The sequence below is a fragment of the Limnohabitans sp. 15K genome, assembly GCF_002778285.1.
Taxonomy (GTDB): Bacteria; Pseudomonadota; Gammaproteobacteria; order Burkholderiales; family Burkholderiaceae_C; genus Limnohabitans_A.
In genome coordinates, this window is record NZ_NESM01000001.1 from 776,193 (window position 1) to 801,530 (window position 25,338).

The window sequence follows — 25,338 nt, forward strand, 5'->3', positions numbered from 1 at the left end:
CCCATGTTCGCTCCTCTTCAAAACAACACCTTCTTGCAAGCTTGCATGCGCCAAGCGACTGACCACACGCCTGTGTGGTTGATGCGACAAGCAGGACGCTATTTGCCCGAGTACTGCGCCACGCGCGCCAAAGCGGGCAGTTTCATGGGACTGGCCACCAACGTCGACTTCGCCACCGAAGTGACCTTGCAGCCTTTAGACCGTTACCCACTGGACGCCGCCATTTTGTTCAGTGACATCTTGACCGTGCCCGACGCCATGGGTTTGGGCTTGAGCTTTGAACAAGGCGAAGGGCCGCGCTTTGCCAAAAACGTCCGCGATGAAGCCGCTGTCGCCGGATTGGCCGTGCCGGACATGAACAAGCTGCGTTATGTTTTTGACGCCGTCACATCCATTCGGAAAGCCTTGAACGGCCGTGTGCCTTTGATCGGCTTTTCAGGCAGTCCTTGGACATTGGCCTGCTACATGGTGGAGGGTGCGGGCTCAGACGACTACCGCCATGTCAAAACATTGATGTACAGCAGACCCGACCTCATGCACCACATTTTGCAGATCAATGCAGATGCCGTAGCGCTTTACTTGAACACACAAATCCAAGCCGGCGCGCAAGCGGTGATGGTGTTTGACAGCTGGGGCGGCGTGTTGGCCGATGGCGCATTTCAAAATTTCAGCTTGGCTTACACCAAAAGGGTGCTCGACCAACTGATTCGAAGCCATGAAGGCCAGACCATTCCCCGCCTTGTGTTCACCAAAGGTGGTGGTTTGTGGTTGGAAGACATGAACACTCTGGACTGCGAAGTCTTGGGGCTGGATTGGACCGTCAACCTTGCCAAGGCACGACAAGCCGTCGGCGGTTTGGCCGGTCAAGCGGGCAAAGCGTTGCAGGGCAATTTGGACCCCAATGTCTTGTTTGCTTCTGCAACGGCCATTGAACAGCAGGTCCACAAAGTTCTGGATGACTTTGGAACACCCCATACAGACCCCAACACTTCAGGCCCCACGCACATTTTCAACCTCGGCCATGGCATTAGCCAGTTCACGCCGCCAGAAAATGTCGCCGTGTTGGTCGAGGCTGTGCACCGGTATTCACGGGCCCAACGCATGCACAGCAAAGTTTGACCGCGGTTCATGAACTTGCAAATTTCTTGAAATAAGAATCCTTGTATGAATACCCTCCGAAAACCACATGTCATTGTCACGGGCGCTTCTTCAGGCGTCGGGCTTTACGCCACGGTGGCACTCATTCAACAGGGTTGGCATGTGGTCATGGCCTGCCGAGACTTGCAAAAAGCAGCGCGTGTGGCTGCTGAAATGCAACTGGAAGCGTCCAAATTCAGCCTGATGAAATTGGACTTGGGCTCTTTGCAAAGTGTTCGCGAATTTGTGAAAGACTTTGAATCCAAGGGGTTGCCCTTGCACGCACTGCTCAACAACGCAGCGAGTTATCAGCCGCGTCTGAAAACACCCGCCCGCTCGCCTGAAGGCTATGAGCTCAGCGTTGCCACCAACCACTTGGGCCATTTTTTGCTGAGCCGTTTGCTCATGCCCTTGCTGATCCGCACACAAGACTCTGAACGCGTATCCCATCCGGATTTTCACTCACGGCTGGTGACCTTGGGCACCGTCACTGCCAATTCTGAAGAGTTTGGCGGCAAGGTGCCGATTCCCGCACCCGCCAATCTGGGGGATCTCGCAGGGCTCGAACAAGGCTTTCACGAGCCCATCGCGATGATTGACGGGAAGGCCTTCAAAGCCGGCAAAGCTTACAAAGACAGCAAGCTGTGCAACATGATCATCAGCCGGGAAATGCACCGCCGTTACCACGACAGCACCGGCCTGATCTTCAGCACGGTCTATCCCGGGTGCGTGGCAGACACGGCGCTGTTTCGCGACACACCCCAGGCTTTTCAAACCATCTTTCCTTGGTTCCAAAAAAACATCACGAAGGGCTATGTCACCCAAACCTTGGCAGGACAACGCGTGGCACAAGTGGTGGTCGACAAAGATTTCTCCACGTCAGGGGTGCATTGGAGCTGGGGCAACCGTCAAGTCCCAGGTCGCCAAGCGTTTGCGCAGCCCCTGTCCGCAAAGGCCACACAATTGCAGCTGGGCATTCGACTTTGGGAGCTCAGCAACCAACTTGTGGGCATCGCAGATTGACCCGCTGCACTGGATCGACTTAAAAAACGGCGTGTTCGCCTCTGTCGGGTGCAGCTTGGCCGTTCACCCACTTGTCGTAAGACTCGAATAGTGTTTGCGTGCCGTGTGAGGGGGTGATCTCTGCATCGTATTGGTTCGATGCGGCATTCCACACCAGCATGGACTCAGTGGCGTAGTAACGACCAATGCGGGCCAGTTCGGCTTTGTCCGCAACGGCTGGAATGAGTTTGCCAATCGCATTTAAAACGCCAATGATGACGTCTAAAAATCCCACGGGCACACTTTTGAAACGGGGCTCTTTTCCCAGCAGTTGAAACAAGTACTCACCTTGCTGACGGGGTGTGATGGCGGGGCCGGGGCCGCCGACGGGCAAGATCTGGTTGTGCCGACTTTGTTCATCCAAACAACCGGCCATGAAGTCGCCTAAATCATGGTCACTGATGGGCTTGCAAGCGGTCAGCTGGCCGTCGCCAAAAATCAAAAAAGGCTTCCCTTTTTTAACCCGATCCAATTGACCTGACAACGATTTGAAGAAGGCTGTCGGACGCACGATGGAATAGGTCAATCCTGACTCGATCAACGCCTTTTCAAAAGCAAGCTTGGCATGCTGAAAGGCCAACAGAGGTTTTTGAACGCAAATCGCTGAAAGCAACACGAAATGCTGGACCCCTGCAGCGGGTGCTGCTTCAAGTGCATGCACATGGGCTTGGTGGTCGACACGCCAAGCATCCCGGGGGCTACCGGTTCTTGAGGCCATGCATGAAACCAACACATCAAAGCGCTCATTGGCAAAACCATCTCGCACCAAAGACGCCGCATCGGTGGGGTCACCATAACGAATCGTGGCACCCTTTAAGGCCGATAACTTCAGGTTTTCTGAGGCCTCCTGCTTTACACCTTGACGGGGGCGCAAAAAACAGACCACATCATGCCCCTGCTGGATCAGTGCTTGAGCCGTTGCCAAACCGATCGTGCCCGTGGCGCCAAGCAAGAACACTCTGCGTGCAGGACCGGCTGTCCATTTCGAGGAAGTTTCAGTCGATGCCATAGAGCGCTCTCGTCTCTGTGTCGATGAAAAATTTATCCAGCAAACTGCAAGGCGGCCAAACTGGCGTACAAGCCACCACGAGCGATAAGCTCGGTGTGTGTGCCCTGCTCCACCAATTGCCCTTTGTCCAGCACCCAAATGCAATCGGCACGTTGAACGGTGGCCAATCGATGGGCAATCACCAAAGTGGTCCGTCCCTTCATGGCGGTTTCTAAAGCCGCTTGCACCATGCGCTCGCTGTTGGCGTCCAGCGCACTGGTGGCCTCGTCCAGCAACAAAAGCGGTGGGTTTTTCAAAATGGCTCGGGCAATGGCAATGCGTTGCCGCTGCCCCCCCGACAAACGCACACCTCGATCACCCAAATAGGTGTCGTACCCCTGAGGCAAGTCGGTGATGAATTCGTGCGCAAAAGCGGCATGGGCCGCAGCCACCACCTCATCGTGACTGGCACCCGGTTTGCCGTAACGGATGTTCTCGATCACCGAACCAGAAAAAACAACCGCCTCTTGCGGCACAACGCCGATGCGCTGGCGCAAATCATGCAAATCCATTTGTTCGATGGGTATGCCGTCTAACAAGACCTCGCCCTGTTGCGGCGCATAAAAACGCATCAACAAAGAAAATAAAGTGGTTTTTCCTGCACCACTGGGACCGACAATGGCCACGGTTTGACCCGCACGCACTTCGCCAGACAAGCCATTCAAGGCCTGCTGCGTTGGACGCGAGGGGTAATTGAAATTGACTCCCCGCAAAACCAAGCCAGACCCATTCACAGGCCACGCCGCCTTTTTCGGATGCGAGGGAGAACCCACATCTGAACGTGTGTGCAGCAACTCCATCAGCCGTTCGGTCGCACCTGCCGCACGCAGCACATCGCCGTAGACCTCACCCAGCACCGCAAATGCACTGGCCAACAAGATCACGTACACGATGGTTTGCCCTAATTCACCAGCAGTGGTCTGACCCGCACGCACCGACAAGGTGCCCAAATACAAGCCCCACAACAATGCAGCGCTGGAGGCCAAAATGATGAAGCCCACCAAGAATGAGCGAGCGCGTGTGCGCCGCAAAGCTGTGCCCAAAGCTTGGGCCGTGGAGGACGTGAAACGGTCTGCTTCACGTTTTTCAGCGGTGTAACTTTGCACCACCGAAATGGCGTTGAGAACCTCAGAAGCAATGGCGCTTGAATCGGCCACCCTGTCTTGACTGGCCCGTGACAGGCGCCTGACTTTGCGACCCAAATACACACTGGGGAAGACCACCACGATCAAGACACCGATCACTTGCAACATCAACAAGGGATTGGACCAAACCAACATGCCCACTGCACCCAAGCCCATCACCAAATTGCGCAAACCCATCGACAACGATGAACCCACCACGGTTTGGACCAAGGTGGTATCGCTGGTCAAGCGTGACAACACCTCACCCGATTGCGTCGTTTCAAAAAAAGTAGGGCTTTGCTCCAGCACATGGGCATAGACCTTGTTCTTCACATCCGCCGTGATTTTTTCACCCAGCCAAGTGACCGTGTAAAAACGGCCAGCGGAAAAAAAAGCCAGTGCAGCAGCGACCAAAAACAATTCAAAGAACTTTTCAGCCAATGCATCCGTGCCTGCTGTCGCCGCCAAGCCTTGGTCAATCAAGACCTTGAGGGCCAATGGAAACGCCAGTGTTGTGCCTGCAGCGAGCAGCAAAAACAAACCCGCCAACACGACCTGCTTGCGGTAAGGGCGAATAAAAGGCAGTAATCCAGAAAGCGATTTGGGCGAAGAAGTCATCGACACAGTTTAACGCTGCACGAAGTCAAAATCTTCGCCCAGAGGATCCGCCAAGTTTATGTTTTGACCATGCCAAACAGGTGTGCCAAGTCTTTGAAGAAGATGCGCACATGTGCCATCGGTTTCTTCCTCACCAGCACTTTGTTCATGTAGGACTCAAACGTGAGTTGTTGCACATCCTTGTCTTCGCAGATGGTGACAAACTTCTCACGGCGTTTGTCACTCTTGTACCAAAAATACTGCATGATGCCCAACACCCAAAACACGGTGCCGTGCTGCCGCATGAATGTTTTGCGCGCTTTCTTCAGGCAAGAAGACTGTCCTGTTTTCAAGGCTTGTTCAACCGCATCGGCCGCCATGCGACCGCAAGCCATCGCGTAATAAATACCTTCACCCGAAGCCGGTGCGACAACGCCAGCTGCATCACCCGCCAAAACGACGTCTTTGCCGTTGTCCCAATGCGGCAAAGGCTTCATGGGGATGGGCGCACCCTCTCGACGTAAGGTTTCGGCGTTTTGTAAGCCGGCCGTTTCGCGCAACCTGGCCACAGCGTTGCGCAAAGAAAAACCTTTGTCTGCGCTGCCGGTGCCAATGCTCATGGTGTCGCCGTGTGGAAAGACCCAGCCGTAAAAATCGGGTGACAAAGCGCCGCGGTAGTAGACATCGCATCGGTCGGCATCGTAGTCCGCTTGTTGCTTGGGTGCCTTGACGATCTCGTGATAAGCAAACACATACTTGGTGCGCTCTGCGCCTTTGACCGTTTGGCGGGCGACTTCTGACTTGGCGCCATCGGCTCCGACCACAAACCGTGTGCGAATACTCGTGACCTCTGGGTGCGAAGCCTGTCCATGAGACGGTGCTGGCGATTGCAAGGCGATGTGTATCCGTGCAACCCCGTCGTCATCACGGGTCAATTTTTCAAATGTGCCTCGCATGCGTTGCGCGCCATGCGATCGCGCTCTTTCGCGCAACCATTCATCAAATTCATCACGGTTCACCATCCCGACAAACCCATTTTCAATGGGAATATCAACTTTGTTGTCTTTGGGCGAAATCATCCTGGCGCAACGCGCTTTGGCCACCAACAAATGGTCCGGAATTTCAAAGTCTTTGATCAATCGTGGGGGGATGGCGCCGCCACAGGGCTTGGTTCGACCTTGACGGTCCAGCAACAGCACATTCCAACCTCGGCCAGCAAGATCATCGGCTGCCGTGGACCCAGAAGGTCCGCCACCAATCACAACCACATCATAGGTTTCAGTACTCATGGCTCAATTCCTTTCCAGGACCAACGACAAAGGGGAGTGGCTTTTTGCTGCATCTTTGCGGTCGTACTGACCCACCCAAATAGCACACGCGGCCGCCAACACAAACATGACTGTTTCAAAGCCAAACACGTAGGCATAAGCCGTGCCTTGTTCTGCCAAAACATGGTGCGCCAAGTCACTGGCAGCAGTGCCCAGCAAACCGCCCAGGCCAAAAGCGATGGCTTGTGCGGCACCCCACAAGCCCATGCGGGTGCCCGCGTGCTGATCACCGCCAGCAGTGGCTAAACGCATCATGGTGGCAATGGCTGCGATCGAAAAACTGCCATTGGCGATGCCCAGCAAAATCACATTGGGCTTCAAGGGCCAAGGCGGGCCATCAGCAGCCGCCCAACACAAGCCCAACATCGCCAGGGCGGAGACCCAGCAGCCACCCACCATCCAACTTTGAATCGACCCCAAACGACCTGCCACACGGGCGCTGCCGGCCAATGCGACGGCCAACATGCCACACAAAACACCCGTGTGGTGCAAGCCAGACAACTGCGTGGTTTCACCTGGGGTCAGACCAAACAAAGCGCCCGCAAAGGGCTCCAAGATGAGGTCTTGAGAGCTGTAGGCCAACATGGACAAGAAAACAAACACCGTAAAGGCCTTGGCCTGTGGTTCAGACCAAACCATGTGCAATGTTTTCTTGAAATCCAGCTTCTTTTCCGGCTGTGCCTGGATTGACGCTGCTGGTACCGAAGAGCCGGCATGCCCTTCTAAATTCCACAAACACAGGCACGAGATCAGGACCACGACCAAGCTGAGTACGCCACTGATTTCCAACAAACGCTCAGGTGTGTAGGGGTCGAGCAACTTGCCAACGGTGATGGCGGTGACAGCAAAGCCGACGATCATCATCATCCAAACAACGGTGGCTGCTGGGGCGCGTCGCGTCTCTGCAACCCGCTTGGACATGAGGACCAACAAGGAAGTGCCACAGGCACTCACACCAAAGCCAATCAGCATGAAGGCCAAGATCGACAAGGCAATGCCTTGGCTCAAATCCTTTGCCATCCAAACTGTGGCGAGACTTGCCAAAAATCCGCCCAGCGCCAAAACCGCCATGCCGCCCATCATCCAGGGGGTACAACGCCTGCCTTGGTCAGCACCAAAGCCCATGCGGGGACGCACCATTTGCACGAGGTAGTGAAAGCCGACCAAAAAGCCCGGAAGCATGGCCGGAAGTGCCAGCTCCACCACCATGATGCGGTTGAGCGTCGATGTGGTCACCACCACGATCGCGCCCATACAAGCTTGGACCAAACCCAAGCGTGCGATGTGCAACCAACCCAAAGGAGGTAATGCGTTCATGTAGACGCTTCCTCCATCGCCCTCAAGGCCCAAGCACTGACCATCATGCCGCTCACAAACAGGGGCACACCAAAGGCGCTGACACTCAGTGCTTTGTCAACAGGGCTTCGCACAAAGGGGATCATCAATGGCAGTTGGCAAAGGCTCAGCACCAACACTGCCAAAGCAGAAATGGGAGAACCCCATACCCAGAGCAAGATGGCCACAGCCCATTGCGCCACCAACATGAATGTGCAGGCGTAACAAGCTGCTCGGGTCACGCCCAGTTGTACGGGCAGTGAGCGCACACCCATGTGCGCATCGCCCTGTACCGCTTTGAAGTCGTTCAAGGTCATGATGCCGTGGGCGCCAAAGCTGTAAAGCAAAGCCAACACGATGGTCTTGTCTGTGGGCATCTCTCCCCCCAGCATCACGGCAGCCCCAGTGACCCAGGCCAAGCCTTCGTAACTCAGTCCACAAGCCGCGTTGCCCCACCAGCCGTTGTTTTTCAAGCGAATCGGGGGCATGCTGTAAGCCCACGACAAGAGCAAACCCAAGCCCGTCGCCGCAAAACCCCAAGTGCCCAGCGGCCAGGCCCAAAGCAGAGACAGCAGGGTCCACATCACCGCGATGTAAAAGCCCCAATTTCCGGGCATCCGTCCAGAAGGAATGGGGCGATTCGGTTCGTTGATGGCATCGACATGCCGGTCAAACCAATCGTTCACGGCTTGGCTGCTGGCACACACAAGAGGGCCGGCCAACAAAATGCCCCAAATGATCAAAAACCAGTTATCGGCAAGCGGCTTGCCTGAGGACACCACGCCACACGCAAACGCCCACATCGGTGGAAACCATGTGATGGGCTTCAAAAGCTCAGCGACGGTAGATAAGGCAGGTCGTTGCATGTGTCAATTTTGTCATCAAGCCCCATAGTGTCAATCAGGGTTTACACCTTTGCTGGTTTGGCTAGGCCTTTAAAAACATGTGTCGGATCGCATCGCGGGTCGTTTCGAGGTGCGCATCCTCTGCATGGTGGAGTTCTCGCAAGGGTCCGTTCAGCATTTTTTTCATCAACCCCATGGACAGCGATTCCAAGACGGCGTCTAAATCGTCGCCCTTTTCGATCAGTTTTCGGGCTTTGTGTAATTCAGCCTGTCGCCAGGCATCTGCTTGCACATTCAGTTCGAGAATCAAAGGCACATGTCTTCTGTGCTCAAGCCAAGACATGAACTTGTGAACACCCTGATCAATGATGACCTCTGCATCCGTGACGGCAGCCTGCCGATGAGCCTGACCACTTTGGATGATGTCGTTCAGATCGTCGACGGTGTACAAATACACATCGTTCAATTTTTTAACTTCGGGCTCAATGTCTCGGGGAACAGCCAGGTCGACCATGAACATGGGCCGATTTTTTCGGGCGCGGAGTGCACTTTGAACAGCCCCCAAACCAATCAAAGGCAAGGTACTGGCCGTACAGCTGATCACGATGTCGAATTCGTGTAACTTTTTAGGCAGGTCGGCCAATGCAATGCAACTTGCGCCGTGCAAAGACGCCAAGGCCTCAGCCCTCTGCGGCGATCGGTTGGCAATCGTGATCGAACGCGGTGACTTGGCCGCGAAGTGCGCCACACACAATTCGATCATTTCTCCAGCACCGACAAACAAAATGCGGGTGTCTTTGATGTTTTCAAAAATGCCCGTCGCCAATCGCACACTGGCTGCGGCCATGCTGATGGAGTGGGCGCCAATTTCAGTCATGGTGCGAACTTCTTTGGCCACCGCAAAGGAGCGTTGAAAGAGTTGATTGAGCGTGGTGCCCAAGGTACCGGTGTCGGTTGCCAACTTCACCGCATCTTTGAGTTGCCCCAAGATCTGAGACTCACCCAACACCATCGAGTCAAGGCCACTGGCCACTCGGAAAGCATGACGCGCGGATGCATCCCCTTCGAGTCGGTAGGTGTGGGATGCCAACACATCAACCTGTGTTTGGCCCGTTTCTGCCAGCCAAGCCAGGGTTTGAGGCAAGTGGGTTTCATCGCCTGCACAGTAAATTTCAGTTCTGTTGCAGGTCGACAAAATGGTCACTTCTTTGTGCGTTGCAAACTTTTGCTGCAAGCCCTGCAAAGATTGCGCCAGCTTTTCCGAAGCAAAGGCAAACCGTTCACGCAAATCAATCGGTGCGGTGCGGTGATTGAGACCTAACGTCCAAACAGCCATTCAAACAACCCTTCTGAGATTGGACGAGGGCTGAGCCACCGGCCAACGCGCTTCAATGCTTTTTTGGATGCCGATGGCTGTCAATCCATATTGCTGCATCAACAAAGCAGGGTCACCATGCTCGGTGAACTCGTCTTCAAAGCCCACGACCAGCACTTGCTTGGAGATTTGCATCTCTTGCAAGGCCTCAAGCACCGCTGAGCCTGCACCACCTGAACGCGTCCCGTCTTCCAGCGTGACCAGCCGATCATGCGATTGGGCGATTTCACGCAGCATTTGCAAATCCAGGGGCTTGGCCCATCGCATGTTCACGACCGTGGCATTCAACGATGGCGCCACTTTGAGCGCTTCGTGGAGCAAAGGGCCAAAACACAAAATGGCAAGGCTTTCACCTTGGCGAACGAGCTCTGCTTTGCCAAAAGGCAAAGGCGTTAAATCTTTTTGCAACGGGGTGCCCACGCCTGCGCCCCTGGGGTAACGCACCGTGACCGCATGGTCTTGTGCATACGCCGTGCTCAACAACTGGCGGCACTCGTTTTCGTCTGCAGGGCAGGCGACGCTCATGTTTGGAATACAGCGGGTAAAGGCAATGTCATACATCCCCGCATGGGTCGGTCCATCTGCCCCCACCAGGCCCGCTCGGTCGAGTGCAAACACCACTGGCAAATTTTGCAAAGCCACGTCGTGAATCAGTTGGTCGTATGCGCGCTGCAAAAATGTCGAGTAGATGGCCACCACAGGTTTGAAACCTTCACACGCCAAACCTGCAGCAAAGGTCACGGCATGCTGCTCAGCGATGCCCACGTCGTGGTAACGATTGGGAAAGCGCTGGCTGAATTCCACCATGCCTGAACCTTCTCGCATCGCTGGCGTGATCCCCACCAAGCGCGGATCTTTGGCCGCCATATCGCAGAGCCATTGGCCAAAAACCTGGGTGAAGGTGGTTTTTGTGCTCGCACTGGGCACCACACCGACCGAGGGATTGAACTTTCCCGGGCCGTGGTAAGTCACCGGATCGATTTCGGCCTTTTCGTACCCCTGACCTTTTCGGGTGACCACATGCAAAAACTGCGGCCCCTTGGCTTTGGACAACTTTTCAAGCGCCTCAACCAAGCCGTTCACATCATGACCATCGATAGGCCCCGTATAGGTAAAGCCAAGTTTTTCAAAAATGGTGTTCGACTGGATCAGGGTTTGTGTTTGTTTTTCGATGTGCCTGGCCAAAGCGAACAATGGCGGGGCATTGCGCAACACCTCACTGCCCAGTTTTTTAGCCTCTGCATAAAAGCGGCCTGACATCAACTCTGCCAAGTATTGGTTCAAAGCACCCACGGGTGGGCTGATCGACATGTCGTTGTCATTCAAGATGACCAGCACATCGCAAGTACTTGCGCCTGCATTGTTCAAAGCTTCATAAGCCATGCCGGCGGTCAAAGCGCCATCACCAATGATGGCCACCGCTTTGCGTTGACTGCCGGACAGCTGCGCAGCGGCGGCCATCCCCAAAGCGGCCGAAATGCTGGTCGATGAATGTGCGGTGCCAAAAGCGTCGTAAACACTTTCTTCGCGCCGAGGGAAACCACTGAGGCCCCCTTGCTGGCGGATGGTGCCCATGCGGGCGTTTCGACCCGTCAATATTTTGTGCGAATAGGTTTGGTGGCCAACATCCCAAATGATGCGATCTTCTGGTGTGTTGAACACATAGTGAAGCGCAATGGTCAATTCAACGGTGCCCAAGTTGGAGCTGAAGTGCCCCCCTGTTTGGGAAACCGTTTCAATCAAACGCGATCGAAGCTCTGTGGCCAGTCCTTTCAGACTTTCACGCGAGAGCTTTCTCAAATGAGAAGGCGATTCAATTTGTTCGAGTAAAGCTTCCATGATGGACGTGCGAGAGGTTTGACCAAGCCTTAATTTAGCGGGATTCAAAAAAACGTCAAGTTAAATTGACACTTTGAGTGTTTTATTTCATTGACAATCGCGAAAATTGAGTGTTTTCCCTAGGTGTCATGCGTGCTCGATGGCATCTTCGTCAGAGGAGAAATGACTTTTTGCAAGCTTTGAAGCTGAACGAAACAACGGCGACGACTCCAACAAGCTTTCATTTCTGATTCGGGTTTGAAACATGGTGAAAACCCGAAAAGTGTAAATTCAACTTGACAGTTTTGGAGGATCTTTGGATGATGGGCATCTGTCCAATCACTGGGTTAAAAGAAATCAGTCATGGCTATTACGTTTCCCTTTGCAGCGATCGTCGGTCAAGACGAGATGACGCTGGCCATTCAAGTCGTCGCCATTGACCCGACCGTGGGCGGGGTGTTGGTCTTAGGTGACAGGGGTACTGGCAAATCCACCGCGGTCAGAGCTTTGGCTGATTTGCTCCCCCCCATTCAAGTGGTCAAGGGATGCCCTTACAAATGTGATCCTGCCAAACCCGCTCAAGCCTGCCCCGTCTGCCAGGCTCAAAAGCCCTTGAAGGGACGATCCGCTTGCAAATTGGCGACCGAAAGCAGGGCTGTGAGCGTCGTGGACTTGCCATTGGGTGCCACAGAAGACCGCATAGTGGGCGCGCTCGATTTGGAAAAAGCCCTCTCCCAAGGCATCAAAGAGTTTTCTCCTGGCCTGTTGGCACAAGCACATCGCGGTTTTTTGTACATCGACGAAGTGAACTTGTTGGATGACCATTTGGTAGACCTGCTGATTGACGTGGCCGCTTCTGGAGAAAACTTGGTCGAGAGAGAAGGCTTGAGCATCCGGCACCCTGCTCGGTTCGTCTTGGTGGGCAGCGGCAACCCTGAGGAAGGGGAACTTCGGCCCCAACTGCTCGATCGATTTGGTTTGTCGGTTCAGGTCAAAACACCCCAAGATGTGGCGCTTCGGGTGGACGTGATCAAGCGACGTGACGCCTTTGACAAAGACCCTGCTGCCTACAAAGCGCAATGGCAAGGTGAAAGCGACAAGCTTCAAAAGCGCATTGTCAAAGCACGCAAATTGCTGGCATCGGTGGTGGTCGATGACGACATGCTCACCCTGTGCGCCAGGCTTTGCCAGCAGCTTGGCACCGATGGCTTGCGCGCAGAGTTGACCCTGCTCCGAGCCACACGCGCCCTGGCGGCGATGCAAGGCCACAAGAAGGTCACCACCGAACACCTCAAAACCATTGCACCCTTGGCCTTGCGCCACCGCTTGCGGCGCAACCCACTGGACGATACCGACTCCGGTGAACGCGTCAACAGAAGCCTGCAAGACATTCTGGCTGTTTGAGGCGCGTGAATGGCCGATGACCTGAAAGGACTGGAGACTTGGAACGATGCCTTGACATCGTTGCAACTGCTGCAAATTGATCCTCACGGCTTGGGTGGCATTTGGTTGCGTGCGCCCTTTGGTCCCGTGCGCGAACAATGGTTGCAACATCTGTCGCAAACAGGTTTGAACACCGTCAAATTACCCGGCAACATCGATGCGGAGCGCTTGCTGGGCGGCATCGATTTGTCGCGCACCCTTCAAACAGGCCATTTACACATGCAATCGGGTTTGCTGCAGCAAGCCCACCAAGGCTTGGTCTGCATCAGCATGGCCGAACGCTTTCCAGCGGCCATGGTTGCGCCCTTGACACAGGCCATGGACACCCAGTCATTGCCACCCTTGGGAAATGCCTCCAATTCAGAAAATGGGGTAACTACCCAGTTCAGCGTGGTGGCTCTGGACGAATCCATGCAGGACGACCCGCCAATAAGCAAATCGCTTCAAGAGCGGCTGGGTCTGTGGTTTGACTTGCAAGATCTGGTGCCTTCAGACATCACAGGCGTTGCCGTTGACATGCTCAGCCCACAGAATGGCCAAGCATCTGTCAGCATCCACATTGCAGAAGATGCCCTGGCCCGGATGAAACAGGCACTTCCCCAGATTGAATGGACCGACGAGCAAGTGCTGGCCGTTTGTGTCACGGCGCAAGGTTTGGGCATTGATTCCTTGCGCATCCCCACCTTGGCTCTGCGTGTGGCCAGCGCCCATGCCGCTTTGAATTTTCGAAACCGACTGACTGACGAAGATTTGGCCTTTGCAGCGCGGCGCGTGTTGGCACCCCGTGCAACCCAATTGCCCGCCCTCACTGAAAATAATTCAGAGACGGAACCTGAAAACAGTCCCCAACTTGAATCAGAGCCCGAACAATCGAAAGACGACAACAGCACTGCCAATCCTCCTGAAGCACCTGAGCTGCCAGAAGCAAACACAGAGGAAGAAGATGCTTCTTCCACGGATAAATCTGAAGAAGATCCCAACACGGAAGAAGAGCAATCACCCAGTACACCTTCGCCGGAGAACTTGCAAGAGTTGATGGTGGCGGCAGCGCTGGCCAGTTTGCCCCCCGATGTGCTGGATGGCTTGCTGACCAAACCGGGGCGCAACCAAGGAAACACGTCGGGAAAAGCTGGACAATTCCGCACAGGAACCCAACGCGGGAGACCTTTGCCTCCAAGACCGGGGCGTCCTGGCGGGAACTCACGTTTGCACATCTTGGCCACCCTGCGTGCCGCCGCCCCGAAGCAACGCTTGAGGAGTGGCACGCAACTGGGCCGCGTCGCCATTCGGTCCGAGGACTTTCATGTTCACCGCTACCAGCAACACAGCTCCAGCTGTCTTATTTTGGCGCTGGATGCCTCAGGCTCAGCCGCTCTTCAAAGGTTGGCCGAGGCCAAGGGTGCGGTTGAACTGTTGCTGCAACAGTCTTACGCCCGAAGAGACAGCGTGTGCATTGTGGCTTTCAAAGGCGCACAAGCCCAACTGCTCCTTCCTGCGACACGGTCATTGGTTCGTGCAAAGCGCGCCATGTCAGGTCTTCCCGGCGGCGGCGGAACGCCTTTGGCATTGGCCTTGAAAATGGCCTGCGAACAAGCCACCCAACTTCATCGCCAAGGCGTGACACCGATCTTGGTGATGCTCAGCGATGGTCGCGCCAACGTGAATTTGCAAGGTTTGGGTGGGCGTCCACAGGCGCAAGCCGATGCGCTGCAATGGGCCGCTCAATGGCGACAAACGGGACACCGCGCTTTGTGGATTGACACCTCTCTCAAGCCCGATGCCCAAGTGCAGAACTTGGCACACACCATGGGTGGCAGTTACATGCCCATGCCCCAAGTGCAAGCACAACGCATGGCAACGGCCATGGACAACATACGGCGACTTGCCGCGTGATCCTTTAGGAATTACGAAACACTGCCATTGTGGGGGCCTCGGGTGCGCGCCAATGTCCGTTCGCGCTCTCTGGGTCCAAAGCTCGAGGCCAAAGCACCTTCTGTTGCCAATCCCTCGAGGTAAGACTTTTCGATGTCGGGCGCAGCTTTGACCAATTCGCGCTCGGCAAATGGCAAGTGAAGCAATGCCCTCAAACCAAACAAAATTCGCAACCAACCAGGTATAAAAATGGCGCGTTCTCGTTTTGAGAAGGCGTGAACAATGACACGCGCTGTTTCTTGGGCAGACGTCTCTTTGTTCAAAAATGATGGCATGGTGGCTCTTAAGCGCACAAAACCGGGATGCAGCGCCCCCTCTTCCACAAGGGGCGTACGCACCCACCCTGCATACATCACACCGACGCCCACCCCATGCGCCTGGAGTTCAAGACGCAGCACATTGCCCATGGCTTCTACGGCAGACTTGCTGGCTGCATAAGCCGACATGGCGGGTGGGTGGGCAAAAGAAGACACGGACGCATTGATCAACACATAACCCTGCGTACGCATCAGGGCAGGCAAAGCAGATCGGACCGTGTTGAAGGTACCAAAAACATTGACCTCTACGCAGCGTTTCCACGCTTGTGGGTCCACATAGGCCACAGGTCCAAAAGCAGCCACGCCCGCGTTGGCAAACACCACATCGATGCGACGGTGAACGGACAAGGTTTGGGCCACCACATCCTGCATCGCGGTGAGGTCTGTCACATCGGCCACAACAAACAAAGTGCCTTCGCCGCATTGCTGTGCCATTCGGGCCAGCGGCTGTTCATCACAATCCACCAATACAGGGATACCGCCACTGCTCATCACTTCGAGGGCTGTCGCAGCACCAATGCCAGAGGCCGCGCCCGTGATCAACACCACCAAGCCCTTGAGCGGGAGGGCCTTGGATTTTTCCGTGTTTTCCCTCATTATCAAGCGGCCTGACTTACAAGGTCTTGGTGACCATGAAATACACGATGGGCAAAGGAAGCAAAGTGGCCAATGCCCCTGCAATTTGCCAAATGCGCGACAGTCGCCAATATTCTGCGCACACCGTGTCGGTGTTTCTCAGCAAAGCGCGCTGCTTGAGCTGAATAGGCACCAAAACAAACAACCAAATCAAACCGGAAAAGCTCAAGAGCAGATAGGACCATTGAATCCATGGATGACCTGCAGCCCCCCCAAAATTCTCTGCCATGCCATGACCTGTCCAGACCACACCAATGGATCCGAGCAAGGTAAAAAGAACATCGGTGATCAACACCATGCGATTACTGAATTGAATGATGGCATGGTTGCGCGTGCGCTCGGCCAACAAAGCCCAGATGCCGCTCACAATCACATTGCCTATGAACAAACAGGCACACACCAAATGCACAACTTTTAAATTAGCCCCCATCAGCGTCTCTCTGGTCTGGCGATTTGGGAGGTGATGCAGCAAGATTTATGGATTGGGCTTGCTCAGTTTCGCGCTGCTTGCGGGTGATCTCGCGTGAACGACGAAGATCACGAAACTGCCAGACCACAAAGCCTACGCCCGCAAGCACCAAAACCACCACCTCGACAATTTTCAGCATCACCAGTGGTCAGCGGTTGATTTTTTCGCGTTGCTCGAGACGACCAAACAAATTGACCATCCATTCCACACGCTCATCGAAACTGCGCGAGGGCATGGTCCAAGGCTTGTTGGCCGACAAAAAGTGCCGCTCCTTGCTCACGATGTCCACCAAATAATGAATGGCCGGTACAGGACTCAAAGGCACATCGGGCAATGCTGGTGCCTTCACAGCCACTGTGGTCGCTTTGGCAATCAAGGCCAGTTTGCGTGCCGTTGAAACCACCGTGCGGTGGTTCACAGAGTTGAGGCCATCGCGGTCTAATTGTTTGCCAATTTCGGCATAGACCAAGCGGGCAGCTTGAATGGCGGGGCGACAGTCCCAAGGCAATTCAGCCAAGCCAAACTCACCGCGGCGGTAGAGGGCATCTGCGCGCAACAACAATCGCTGCGTGAACCCTGCAATGCGCGAGTCAAAAACCGGATTGGCCAACCAAGCGTCCGCATCCATGCCAATTTCACGGAACCAAGCCCGTGGAATGTACAAGCGCCCCATGCGCGCATCGTCGCCGATGTCTCGGGCAATGTTGGTCAATTGCATGGCCACCCCCAACTCGCTTGCGCGGGCAATGGCCGTTTCCGTGCTCGCACCCATGATGATGGACATCATGGCGCCCACGGTGCCAGCGACTCTGGCGCCATAGGCTTCCACATCGGCCAAGGTTTCGTAACGGCGGCCTTGTGAATCCCACAAGAAACCATCTAACAAGGCCTCCAGCAAACCGCAAGGAACACCATAACGATGAACCACCACCGTCAAAGCGCGGTCGGCGTCTTCAGGACCAGGGCGTCCTGCATAGATGGCGGCCAAACGCGCGTTCAAATCGGCCATGGCCAAAACAGGGTCATCGCCATCGCCATCGTCAATCGCGTCATCGGCCAAGCGGCAAAACGCATAGAGGGCAATCGCGGGTGGGCGCAAACGGGCTGGCAACAACCTGGAAGCTGCAAAAAAAGATTTGGAGCCTCCGCGCATCAGTTCGGTGCAGGCCTCTAAGTCGTAATCCAAAGACACGGGCGGCGACTTCAAGCTTGGGTCAAACGAAAGATTTGACATCGGGAACCACCTGTTCAAGCATTTTTGCGGACATCAAGACACTGGGCACACCTGCGCCGGGCTGGCTGCTTGCACCCACCATGAATAAACCTTCTAGGTCTTGGCATCGGTTGTGCGGTCGGAACCATGCACTTTGAACCAAGATAGGCTCCAGGCCAAAACCTGCACCTTTGTAGGACCACAAGCGGTCTTGAAAGTCTTGTGGCGTGGTGACTTTGGACGACACCACATGCTGCTTCAGATCAGGCAAGACACTTTCTTGCAGCACGGTGGCAATGGCATCGCGGTACTGCTCGGTAATCGCTGGCCAATCGGTCTCACTGCTCAAGTTGGGCACCACCGACAGCGCATAAAAACTGTCGCAACCTTCAGGCGCCAAAGAGGGGTCGGTGGCCGTTGGGCGGTACAAATACAAACTGAAATCTTTGGACAATTTGTGGTTTTTGAAAATATCTTGGAGCAGGCCTTTGTAACGTGGACCTAAAACCATCATGTGGTGCGGCACATCTTCGTACTTGCGATCCGTGCCGAAATACCAAACAAACAAGCCAGACGAATATTTGCCTTTGGCAATCCGTTTGTCCGTCCAATGCTTGCGGTGCTGTGGCTCAATGAGGTGACGGTAAGTCCAAGCCGCATCGCCATTGCTCACCACGATGTCGGCAGGCAAATACTCACCATTGGCGAGCTCGACACCTTTGGCTCTGCCCTCCTCCACACGAATGCGCGTCACGGGCGCGTTGTAACGAATCGGTACTTGCCTCTCGTCGAGCAGTTTCACCAGTTCTTTCACAATGGCACCAGTGCCCCCCATGGCCGAGTGCACGCCCCAGCGTCGCTCCAAGGAATGGATGAGGGAATAAACACAAGTGACGGAATAAGGATTGCCACCGATGAGCAAGGGATGAAAGCTCATCACGATGCGCAATTTAGGGTGCTTGATGTGCTGGGCCACCAAACCGTAAATAGAACGCCAAGCTTGCATGCGGGCCAAATTGGGCATGGCCTTGATGACGTCACCGATGGTTTCAAAGGGCACCATGCCCAGCTCGACAAAACCCAGCTGGAAACACTTTTCAGAAGCCACCATCAAGTTCTTAAAGCCTTGCACATCCTCTGGACTGAACTTGGCAATTTGCTCAAGCATTTGCTCGTCGTTGTTGCTGTAGTCAAAGTGCGTGCCATCGTCAAACCTGATACGGTAGAAAGGCGACATCAAGCGCAGATCGACATGGTCTTTCATCTCACGGCCACAGAGCGTGAACAACTCGGCAATGAGGTGCGGCAAAGTGATGATGGTGGGGCCCGCATCAAAGGTAAAACCATCTTGTTTGTGCACATAGGCACGTCCACCCGGCGCATCGAGTTTTTCGAGCATTTGAACGCGGTAACCTTTGACGCTCAAACGAATGGCCGCAGCCAGTCCACCAAAACCTGTGCCAATCACAATGGCGGTCGGTGCACGATCGCCCAGCTCAGACGCTGAACCTGTGGAATGGTTTTGAAGTCCACCACCGCCCCCTGAACCGGCATCGGAATGAATTGATTTGTACAAATGGGTCATGTGAATCCAAGGGGGCCGACTAAACCGGCGGCACATGCGCCGCGTAGGTTGCAGGGGTTTCTGTGTTTTGTTTTTTACGAATGGCCCAACGCCACAAAGCCGTGGTGTCCAGCGGCAGCACCAGCATCAGGTGTTCGACAATCGCCAAGGTCAACATGGTGCCCACCAAGACCACACCCACGACTTGCGCAGGCGTGGTCATCGGCTGATTGGCAAAACCCACCAACCACCACAAACAGGCGCTGGCGGATGCCACCGCAAATGGGAAAAATGCGTTCATGCGGCGGCGCTTGAAAAAGCTTTCCAAATACGCCAGATGCGCAGGCAAAAATTCTTCACTCAAATTGCGGACACCAAAAAACAAGTTCAACTTGGCACTGGTGCGCATGATCCACAACACCAAATATGTCCCCGTTCCCACTTGGTTCGGCGCATCCCATGTGATGAACACAATGGCCAAACCTACGACGAGAATGGCCAATTCGTGCCACACCACCGCATTGAAGGAGGCCACAAAGCGTGGCCAACCGGTTGTGCTTTTTGGGATGGCTGTTTTTTGAGGCCCCGTGATCCACCCAGTGAGAAAACTCAACTCATTCCAACCCCAAGCCAGCAAGGCGCAAGTGAAGGCGCAATAGGCACCCGTGACACCCGTTTGCTGAGCCGTATGGGCCAAACCCACCAAGGCGCCAAGGCCTAACGCCGAAGAAATGACCAAGCTCAAGGTGATCGCTGTGCGGGACATGCGGTTCAAAAGGATCACGATACCCGTGCTGAACCACCAGATAAAAATCGCAAATCCCAAGGCAATCAAGGTGTCGGTCATCCTTGGCTTTCAGTGGCTGTTCATTACCAAGCAGGCACCATGCGAACATCCGCTGGCAGCGCGTGGTGCTTGACCGGCAAAAAGTACAATCGAACAAAAGTGAGTCCACCCGAGATGGCCCAACGTGCTCTTTGGAGATTGCCCAACAAACCGCCCTTGGCTTTGGCCGCGTCCATTTGTGTTTGAACGAAGAACAGCCGTGACAAGCCATCCCTGAAAGCGGGGTTGTCGATGTCCAAGCTCACCGGGAAAACTTGCTTGGTGATTTCGTTGGTGATGCGAAACACTTCATAGTCGTAGGTGGCCGACTCCAAACCCATCTCCTGGTGCAGCATGGGACGGGTGTGATCACGGACGTACATCGTGGCATACACAGCCAAAAGGAAAAAGCGAATCCAAAACACATTGCCACCGCGCAGCAAATGCGGGTTGGCGCGCATGATCAATGCAAAGGACTCGCCATGGCGGAATTCGTCGTTGCACCAGCGCTCAAACCACCGAAAAATAGGATGGAAACGCTTGTCTGGATTTTTTTCCAATTGACGATAAATGGTGATGTATCGGGCGTAACCAATTTTTTCGGACAAATAAGTGGCGTAAAAAATGTACTTGGGCTTGAAGTAGGTGTAAGCCTTGGTGCGCTTCAAGTTACCCAAGTCGATGCCCAAGCCAAAGTCCTTCAAAGACTGGTTGATGAAACTGGCATGGCGGGACTCATCGCGCGCCATGTAACGCATCAATTGCTTGATGTCTGGGTTCTCTACATTTTTGAAAATCTCGTTGTACAAAATACAACCCGAAAATTCGGAGGTCAGCGAGGAGATGAGAAAGTCCAGAAACTCTTGGCGCATTTCAGGGCTGACTTGCGAGAATCTTTCGGCCACTTCCTTGGCAAATTCTTCATCGCGCTGAAAGTGATCGTGGTTGTTGTCACCCTCGTATTCCGCCATCATTTTGTCCCACTCAGCACGCATGGGTGACATGTCCAGTTTGTCCATCGCTGCAAAGTCTGTCGTGTAAAAGCGTGGACTGAGCATCGTGCTCTCCACTGCTTTTTGCGATGCTTTTTCGGCGCTGTCAATCGTTGAGGTGGCTTGCATAAAACGTGATTCCTGATTTTGGAAAATACTGCGCTGCTGCTTATTCAGCTTGCATGGCTAAAAACCTTGAAAACTCGGCCACGTTGGTGGGACCAAAGGACTCCAAATCGATCTTTTGGCCCGTGCTGGGGTCCATCAAAGTGACACGGCCGTCCACGCGGGCAATCACTTCAAAAGGCAATTCAGGACCAATGCCCCTTGAATACCTCTCGCGCGTCAAAGCGCGCAAAGTGCCACGTACAAAGCCTTGCTCGCCCTCTAATACCGTCAGGGTTTTACCGGTCACACCGTCTGCCACACGGACGCCACCGTCTTGATGGTCTTGGAAAACGAGCGAGCGCTGCACAGTGGGTGCTGCGGCTCTTTGGTCGGGGCCGTTACCAGTGATGCGAATCAAACCAACAGAAATGAGCGAAAACGCGATGATGCCAGCCGCACAATACAAAACCCACTGAGGAAAATGATCCGGCGAGGCTTTGCGTGTCATAGCCGATCCGTGCAATTGGCTCATGTCAAACTCACTTGCAAGTCATTTGACTTGGATTTGTTGGTTTCATCTGAAGAAATGGCATGGGCAGCCATGCCCGTGTTGTGAGACCACGCCTCTCGCAACTTGACCGAGACCTCTTGCACATTCGCTATGGCGCGCAGTGTAGGCTCAGGCTTTTCAAGTTTCCAAGGCCTCACACTGGGCCACAAATGAACCCATGCGATGCGGTCTGAGCCTTTTAATGACAAAGTGATGTCGCCAAAGCCGTTCTGCAATTGGCGAGCATCGGCCGCTTCAACTTGCTTCAATGGCAAATTGAACGTCACGGTGAACACAATGCCCAGACGCATGACCATGCGCTTATTGGTCAAGGTGTAAACCGTTGTGCGTGAGGTCAGGTAAGCCAACATCCAAACGGACCCCAGACCGATGAGGGCCAATGGCGTGATCCATTTGATGGACAGCAGCACCGCCATGAAGCCAGCGCCTTCTGTTAACGCAGGCCAAGCGCACGCCAGAATCAGCACAAAAAAATAAACCATCAGCTTTTTGATGTGAAAGGCCGAAGAGGCGAGCGCACCAACATCGGGCGAACCTTGCCAAACAATGAACTCATCCGAAGGCAAGCGCTCGGGCAAACCGAACTGGGGTTCAAACTCGTATTCATGGCCAAGGTTTTCGATCGGCATATTGTTCCTCTTCAGCTATTCACTCAACCCGCAATGCAAGGCTTTAAACCCTTAAATCAGCGGCTCACTGCGGTGGGCATCGGCATACAAAGTACCGCCACCGTAATAAGCACTGATTTTTTCCTCTTCCAATTTCGTGACTTGGTCTGGGTTTCTCAGCGCAGGAACATCCGCAAAATGGCGTGCGTAGACAGCATGCACTTCAACTTGGTTTCTGCGAATTAGGGAAAACGTGATGGGCAGCAAAACAGTGCGTCCGCCGTCAATTTCGACTTCCAAATAACGGAACATCATTTCAGCGGAATCGATCCAAATGTCTTTGACCGTGCCGCCCTGTTTGCCGTCGCCAGCCATGACTGGCAGGCCGCGGGGATCGACATCTTGCGCTGCAACGGTGTAATCGCTGGCGATCCGCAAAGGCTGAATCAGCGGCACACCATGGGATGTCCGCTCGGGAACATCCTCGCGACCCGCGTAAGCGCCTGGACCGACCCCTGCAGTCATGGCGTTTCCGACGGGCGCGATAGCAGCGCCTGAACTTGGATAGGTTGCCACGGCGTTGTAAGCAGGCTCTTTGCGTGTGAAGTCAGGCACCGTGACACTCTTGCCGCCTTCGAGCAAAAAAGTTTTAGGAGCCGGGATGGGGAAGCCCTTGACCACAGCACGACCGCTGCTGCTGGACTCCATGGGATAGCCCTCGCGGTGATTTTCTCTGACCAGATACCAAATGAGACCGGCGAAAAAAATCCAAAAAACGTAGAGCAGTATTTGGGCCAGGTCGACGTAGCCAGTGATGTTTCCAACTGTTTGCATGATGACTTCTCCTTTGAACAACTAAATGCGTGACTCGGTCATACCGAGGGTTGAGGGGACAACGGGTGAAAAAGAGGTGCTGCGTTTGACCAAGGGCCCCACAGCAATGAGGGTGAGGAATAACAAAAGCATTTCAACGTGGTAGACCATGCTGTAGGCCACCGAAGGGTCCGTCAACCCGTTACCCAGCACACCTTGCGAGGCGAGTGTATTGACGACATCGCGCAAAGCACCGCCAAAAAACATGGCCGAACCCGCTGCAGCCGCTTGCACAGCGCCCCAAGCGCCCAAAGCAAGGCCCAAAAAGGCCACCTCCAGGCGCATGGCCGTGAACAAAGTGCCCACGGCAAACATGCCCCCCCCAAATCCAATGCCCAATGCGCCAAACCTGAACAACCAGCCCGCCTCAAGTGGCGCTGAAAAAATGACGGCTGAAAAAGCAGGCAAGCCTGCCAATGCACCATAAGCTGCCAGCCGCATCGGGTCTATGCCTTTGGCCAAATGACGGCCTGCGACATAAAAACCCAACAAACCGCCTGCTGACATCATGGCTGACAACGCGCTGGTGGCACCCACACTCAATTTCAAAATTTCACCGCCGTAGGGCTCGAGCACAATGTCCTGCATGTTGAAGGCCATGGTGCCCAACGCCGTGGCCCACAAAAAGCGCTTGGCGTTGGGTATGGCGATGAAGTCCGCCCAAACCGCTTTGAAAGGCCGACGAATTTCTGTTTTCATGGCCTTCACACGCTCTGGATTGCGAGGCTCTTGCTTCCACAAAGCGATGCCATTGAGCAGCAACACCACCAGCGCAGTACCTTGCACCACTTGAACCAATATTTCAGGTGTGAAATTGGCCAGTAAAAAGCTGTACACCAAGCTGCCAAAGACACCACCCACCAAAAGCATGGTGTACATCAAGGCCACCACGCGAGGCCGTGTTTCTTCACTGGCTTGATCGGTGGCCAAGGCCAAGCCTGCGGTTTGCGAGGTTTGCAGGCCTGCGCCCACCATCAAGAAAGAGATGGCAGCAGCACCCTGGCCCACCCAGCCAGGAACAGCAACTTGCCCCCCACCCGAGAGCACCAACAATGCAAAAGGCATGACTGCAAGACCCAAGAACTGGATCAAAGTGCCACCCCACATGTAGGGCACTCGACGCCATCCAAATGCAGAGATATGAATATCCGATTGATAGCCTGTGACCGCCCTGAATGGCGCCACCAGCAGGGGAAGCGCCAGCATCATCGACACCAACCAGGCAGGCACAAACAACTCCACAATCATCACCCGGTTCAAGGTGCCGATCATCAATGCCGTCGTGATGCCCATGGTGAACTTGAACAAGGACAAACGCAACAAGCGCGACATCGGCAAGCCAGGGCTGGCCACGTCCGCAAACGGCAGCCAACTCGCAGGCATTTGCTTGGCAAACTTGGCAAATGTTTTGGCTCTCATGAGCGCACCCACTCCATGGCTTTGGATTTGTAAAAACCACTGGAGACTTTGTGCGCCCGGGCGCATTGCCAGTCATTCAGTGATTCGTGTGTCTTCATGAGGTTAGCAATGCTTTTCTCAGCCATGGGCTCCAGCCATGGTGCACGGTCGCTTCTGGGCAACAAGCGACCCAGAGAAATCATCATGGCCAATAGGGGCGTGCGCGGTGCAAATGTGAAAACAATCGATTGGCTGGTGCGCTCAGCCAACTGGGCAAGCGCATTGACCGCATCGTCTGTTTGGTAATGGATGATGGAATCCATCGCCACCACATGGTCGAAGTGGCCCAAGCCTTTGTCGAGCATGTCGCCGCTGTGAAACTCGACCAAGTGCGCCACATCAGACGGGATTCTTTCCCGCGCCAAGTCGACCAAGGTAGGAGACAAATCAATGGCCACCACTTCAGCGCCCAGTCTGGCTGCTTCGACGGCCAAAGCACCCGTACCGCAGCCTGCATCCAAAATGCGCTTGCCCTTGAGGTCTTGTCCCAACCAAGAAACCAAGGTCGATCGCATTTGGTCCCGCCCAGCACGCACAGTGGCCCGGATGCGGCCAACCGGCGCATCGGAGGTCAATGTGGCCCAAGCGGCAGCGGCCGTTCGATCGAAATAGTTTTCGATCTGTCCACGGCGTTGCTCGTACGTGATGTCAGTCATCGC

Annotated in this window: 23 protein-coding genes; 4 read left to right on the forward strand and 19 right to left on the reverse strand. The window is 54.6% G+C overall.

Annotation, left to right across the window (positions count from 1 at the left end; genetic code table 11):
• Nucleotides 1-3 precede the first annotated feature (3 nt).
• Both hemE and B9Z40_RS03660 read left to right on the forward strand, forming a co-directional pair.
• Nucleotides 4-1,119, forward strand: coding sequence for a uroporphyrinogen decarboxylase (gene hemE / locus B9Z40_RS03655; RefSeq protein WP_100171931.1), 1,116 nt, complete (start codon nucleotides 4-6; stop codon nucleotides 1,117-1,119).
• Nucleotides 1,120-1,164: 45 nt separating this feature from the next.
• Entirely contained in the window at nucleotides 1,165-2,160 is a 996-nt protein-coding gene (locus tag B9Z40_RS03660) for a protochlorophyllide reductase (RefSeq protein ID WP_100171932.1), read from the forward strand.
• A gap of 19 nt (nucleotides 2,161-2,179) precedes the next feature.
• Here the strand turns inward: B9Z40_RS03660 and B9Z40_RS03665 are convergent, their stop codons facing one another.
• The 7 genes from B9Z40_RS03665 to dxs all read right to left on the reverse strand — a co-directional run bounded on the left by B9Z40_RS03665 (nucleotide 2,180) and on the right by dxs (nucleotide 11,690).
• A complete protein-coding gene (locus B9Z40_RS03665; RefSeq protein WP_100171933.1) occupies nucleotides 2,180-3,208 on the reverse strand; it encodes an NAD(P)H-binding protein in 1,029 nt (342 codons plus the stop codon).
• Nucleotides 3,209-3,240: 32 nt separating this feature from the next.
• Entirely contained in the window at nucleotides 3,241-4,989 is a 1,749-nt protein-coding gene (locus tag B9Z40_RS03670) for an ABC transporter transmembrane domain-containing protein (RefSeq protein ID WP_100171934.1), read from the reverse strand.
• A gap of 56 nt (nucleotides 4,990-5,045) precedes the next feature.
• A complete protein-coding gene (locus tag B9Z40_RS03675; RefSeq protein WP_100171935.1) occupies nucleotides 5,046-6,257 on the reverse strand; it encodes a geranylgeranyl diphosphate reductase in 1,212 nt (403 codons plus the stop codon).
• A 3-nt stretch (nucleotides 6,258-6,260) separates the two neighbouring features.
• Complete coding sequence (locus B9Z40_RS03680; protein ID WP_100171936.1) at nucleotides 6,261-7,613, reverse strand: BCD family MFS transporter; 1,353 nt, start codon at nucleotides 7,611-7,613, stop codon at nucleotides 6,261-6,263.
• Nucleotides 7,610-8,497, reverse strand: coding sequence for a chlorophyll synthase ChlG (gene chlG / locus B9Z40_RS03685; RefSeq protein ID WP_100171937.1), 888 nt, complete (start codon nucleotides 8,495-8,497; stop codon nucleotides 7,610-7,612). Before chlG ends, B9Z40_RS03680 begins: the two co-directional genes overlap by 4 nt.
• A 61-nt stretch (nucleotides 8,498-8,558) precedes the next feature.
• On the reverse strand, nucleotides 8,559-9,812 hold the full coding sequence (gene hemA, locus B9Z40_RS03690; RefSeq protein ID WP_100171938.1) for a glutamyl-tRNA reductase: 1,254 nt from the start codon (nucleotides 9,810-9,812) through the stop codon (nucleotides 8,559-8,561).
• Nucleotides 9,813-11,690: a 1-deoxy-D-xylulose-5-phosphate synthase gene (dxs, locus tag B9Z40_RS03695; protein ID WP_100171939.1), complete on the reverse strand. Its 1,878-nt coding sequence runs from the start codon at nucleotides 11,688-11,690 to the stop codon at nucleotides 9,813-9,815.
• Between the two features lie 342 nt (nucleotides 11,691-12,032).
• On the opposite strand from dxs, the gene bchI reads away from it, so the two are divergent.
• Both bchI and B9Z40_RS03705 read left to right on the forward strand, forming a co-directional pair.
• On the forward strand, nucleotides 12,033-13,073 hold the full coding sequence (gene bchI, locus B9Z40_RS03700) for a magnesium chelatase ATPase subunit I (RefSeq protein WP_100171940.1): 1,041 nt from the start codon (nucleotides 12,033-12,035) through the stop codon (nucleotides 13,071-13,073).
• Nucleotides 13,074-13,082: 9 nt separating this feature from the next.
• A complete protein-coding gene (locus tag B9Z40_RS03705; protein WP_100171941.1) occupies nucleotides 13,083-15,005 on the forward strand; it encodes a VWA domain-containing protein in 1,923 nt (640 codons plus the stop codon).
• Nucleotides 15,006-15,016: 11 nt separating this feature from the next.
• Here the strand turns inward: B9Z40_RS03705 and B9Z40_RS03710 are convergent, their stop codons facing one another.
• The 12 genes from B9Z40_RS03710 to bchM are packed head-to-tail and all read right to left on the reverse strand — an operon-like array spanning nucleotide 15,017 to nucleotide 25,335.
• Complete coding sequence (locus B9Z40_RS03710) at nucleotides 15,017-15,958, reverse strand: short-chain dehydrogenase/reductase (RefSeq protein ID WP_100171942.1); 942 nt, start codon at nucleotides 15,956-15,958, stop codon at nucleotides 15,017-15,019.
• Between the two features lie 16 nt (nucleotides 15,959-15,974).
• Nucleotides 15,975-16,427 (reverse strand): DUF2269 family protein, encoded by a 453-nt coding sequence (locus B9Z40_RS03715; protein ID WP_100171943.1) that lies wholly within the window; start codon nucleotides 16,425-16,427, stop codon nucleotides 15,975-15,977.
• Entirely contained in the window at nucleotides 16,417-16,605 is a 189-nt protein-coding gene (locus B9Z40_RS03720) for a hypothetical protein (protein WP_100171944.1), read from the reverse strand. The genes B9Z40_RS03715 and B9Z40_RS03720 overlap by 11 nt, the downstream gene beginning before the upstream one ends.
• A 9-nt stretch (nucleotides 16,606-16,614) precedes the next feature.
• Nucleotides 16,615-17,700 carry a phytoene/squalene synthase family protein gene (locus B9Z40_RS03725; protein ID WP_100171945.1) on the reverse strand — a complete coding sequence of 362 codons (1,086 nt, stop codon included), beginning with the start codon at nucleotides 17,698-17,700 and terminating at the stop codon, nucleotides 16,615-16,617.
• Nucleotides 17,681-19,264, reverse strand: coding sequence for a phytoene desaturase (locus B9Z40_RS03730; protein WP_100171946.1), 1,584 nt, complete (start codon nucleotides 19,262-19,264; stop codon nucleotides 17,681-17,683). The genes B9Z40_RS03725 and B9Z40_RS03730 overlap by 20 nt, the downstream gene beginning before the upstream one ends.
• Before the next feature lie 19 nt (nucleotides 19,265-19,283).
• Complete coding sequence (gene puhE, locus B9Z40_RS03735) at nucleotides 19,284-20,090, reverse strand: putative photosynthetic complex assembly protein PuhE (RefSeq protein ID WP_100171947.1); 807 nt, start codon at nucleotides 20,088-20,090, stop codon at nucleotides 19,284-19,286.
• A gap of 23 nt (nucleotides 20,091-20,113) precedes the next feature.
• Nucleotides 20,114-21,190 carry a magnesium-protoporphyrin IX monomethyl ester (oxidative) cyclase gene (acsF, locus tag B9Z40_RS03740; protein WP_100171948.1) on the reverse strand — a complete coding sequence of 359 codons (1,077 nt, stop codon included), beginning with the start codon at nucleotides 21,188-21,190 and terminating at the stop codon, nucleotides 20,114-20,116.
• A 40-nt stretch (nucleotides 21,191-21,230) separates the two neighbouring features.
• Entirely contained in the window at nucleotides 21,231-21,701 is a 471-nt protein-coding gene (puhC, locus tag B9Z40_RS03745; protein ID WP_100171949.1) for a photosynthetic complex assembly protein PuhC, read from the reverse strand.
• On the reverse strand, nucleotides 21,698-22,369 hold the full coding sequence (gene puhB / locus B9Z40_RS03750; RefSeq protein WP_100171950.1) for a photosynthetic complex putative assembly protein PuhB: 672 nt from the start codon (nucleotides 22,367-22,369) through the stop codon (nucleotides 21,698-21,700). The genes puhC and puhB overlap by 4 nt, the downstream gene beginning before the upstream one ends.
• Nucleotides 22,370-22,420: 51 nt before the next feature.
• Complete coding sequence (gene puhA, locus B9Z40_RS03755) at nucleotides 22,421-23,182, reverse strand: photosynthetic reaction center subunit H (RefSeq protein ID WP_100172898.1); 762 nt, start codon at nucleotides 23,180-23,182, stop codon at nucleotides 22,421-22,423.
• Between the two features lie 21 nt (nucleotides 23,183-23,203).
• Nucleotides 23,204-24,640, reverse strand: a complete 1,437-nt coding sequence (locus B9Z40_RS03760) for a BCD family MFS transporter (RefSeq protein WP_100171951.1) — start codon at nucleotides 24,638-24,640, stop codon at nucleotides 23,204-23,206.
• On the reverse strand, nucleotides 24,637-25,335 hold the full coding sequence (gene bchM, locus B9Z40_RS03765; RefSeq protein WP_100171952.1) for a magnesium protoporphyrin IX methyltransferase: 699 nt from the start codon (nucleotides 25,333-25,335) through the stop codon (nucleotides 24,637-24,639). Before bchM ends, B9Z40_RS03760 begins: the two co-directional genes overlap by 4 nt.
• Between the last annotated feature and the right edge of the window lie 3 nt (nucleotides 25,336-25,338).

Excerpts from the sequence above, each read along its gene's own strand:
- hemE (WP_100171931.1), top strand. The coding sequence starts at position 4 with ATGTTCGCTCCTCTTCAAAACAACACCTTCTTGCAAGCTTGCATGCGC.
- B9Z40_RS03660 (WP_100171932.1), top strand. The coding sequence starts at position 1,165 with ATGAATACCCTCCGAAAACCACATGTCATTGTCACGGGCGCTTCTTCA.
- B9Z40_RS03665 (WP_100171933.1), bottom strand. The coding sequence starts at position 3,208 with ATGGCATCGACTGAAACTTCCTCGAAATGGACAGCCGGTCCTGCACGC.
- B9Z40_RS03670 (WP_100171934.1), bottom strand. The coding sequence starts at position 4,989 with ATGACTTCTTCGCCCAAATCGCTTTCTGGATTACTGCCTTTTATTCGC.
- B9Z40_RS03675 (WP_100171935.1), bottom strand. The coding sequence starts at position 6,257 with ATGAGTACTGAAACCTATGATGTGGTTGTGATTGGTGGCGGACCTTCT.
- B9Z40_RS03680 (WP_100171936.1), bottom strand. The coding sequence starts at position 7,613 with ATGAACGCATTACCTCCTTTGGGTTGGTTGCACATCGCACGCTTGGGT.
- chlG (WP_100171937.1), bottom strand. The coding sequence starts at position 8,497 with ATGCAACGACCTGCCTTATCTACCGTCGCTGAGCTTTTGAAGCCCATC.
- hemA (WP_100171938.1), bottom strand. The coding sequence starts at position 9,812 with ATGGCTGTTTGGACGTTAGGTCTCAATCACCGCACCGCACCGATTGAT.
- dxs (WP_100171939.1), bottom strand. The coding sequence starts at position 11,690 with ATGGAAGCTTTACTCGAACAAATTGAATCGCCTTCTCATTTGAGAAAG.
- bchI (WP_100171940.1), top strand. The coding sequence starts at position 12,033 with ATGGCTATTACGTTTCCCTTTGCAGCGATCGTCGGTCAAGACGAGATG.
- B9Z40_RS03705 (WP_100171941.1), top strand. The coding sequence starts at position 13,083 with ATGGCCGATGACCTGAAAGGACTGGAGACTTGGAACGATGCCTTGACA.
- B9Z40_RS03710 (WP_100171942.1), bottom strand. The coding sequence starts at position 15,958 with ATGAGGGAAAACACGGAAAAATCCAAGGCCCTCCCGCTCAAGGGCTTG.
- B9Z40_RS03715 (WP_100171943.1), bottom strand. The coding sequence starts at position 16,427 with ATGGGGGCTAATTTAAAAGTTGTGCATTTGGTGTGTGCCTGTTTGTTC.
- B9Z40_RS03720 (WP_100171944.1), bottom strand. The coding sequence starts at position 16,605 with ATGCTGAAAATTGTCGAGGTGGTGGTTTTGGTGCTTGCGGGCGTAGGC.
- B9Z40_RS03725 (WP_100171945.1), bottom strand. The coding sequence starts at position 17,700 with ATGTCAAATCTTTCGTTTGACCCAAGCTTGAAGTCGCCGCCCGTGTCT.
- B9Z40_RS03730 (WP_100171946.1), bottom strand. The coding sequence starts at position 19,264 with ATGACCCATTTGTACAAATCAATTCATTCCGATGCCGGTTCAGGGGGC.
- puhE (WP_100171947.1), bottom strand. The coding sequence starts at position 20,090 with ATGACCGACACCTTGATTGCCTTGGGATTTGCGATTTTTATCTGGTGG.
- acsF (WP_100171948.1), bottom strand. The coding sequence starts at position 21,190 with ATGCAAGCCACCTCAACGATTGACAGCGCCGAAAAAGCATCGCAAAAA.
- puhC (WP_100171949.1), bottom strand. The coding sequence starts at position 21,701 with ATGAGCCAATTGCACGGATCGGCTATGACACGCAAAGCCTCGCCGGAT.
- puhB (WP_100171950.1), bottom strand. The coding sequence starts at position 22,369 with ATGCCGATCGAAAACCTTGGCCATGAATACGAGTTTGAACCCCAGTTC.
- puhA (WP_100172898.1), bottom strand. The coding sequence starts at position 23,182 with ATGCAAACAGTTGGAAACATCACTGGCTACGTCGACCTGGCCCAAATA.
- B9Z40_RS03760 (WP_100171951.1), bottom strand. The coding sequence starts at position 24,640 with ATGAGAGCCAAAACATTTGCCAAGTTTGCCAAGCAAATGCCTGCGAGT.
- bchM (WP_100171952.1), bottom strand. The coding sequence starts at position 25,335 with ATGACTGACATCACGTACGAGCAACGCCGTGGACAGATCGAAAACTAT.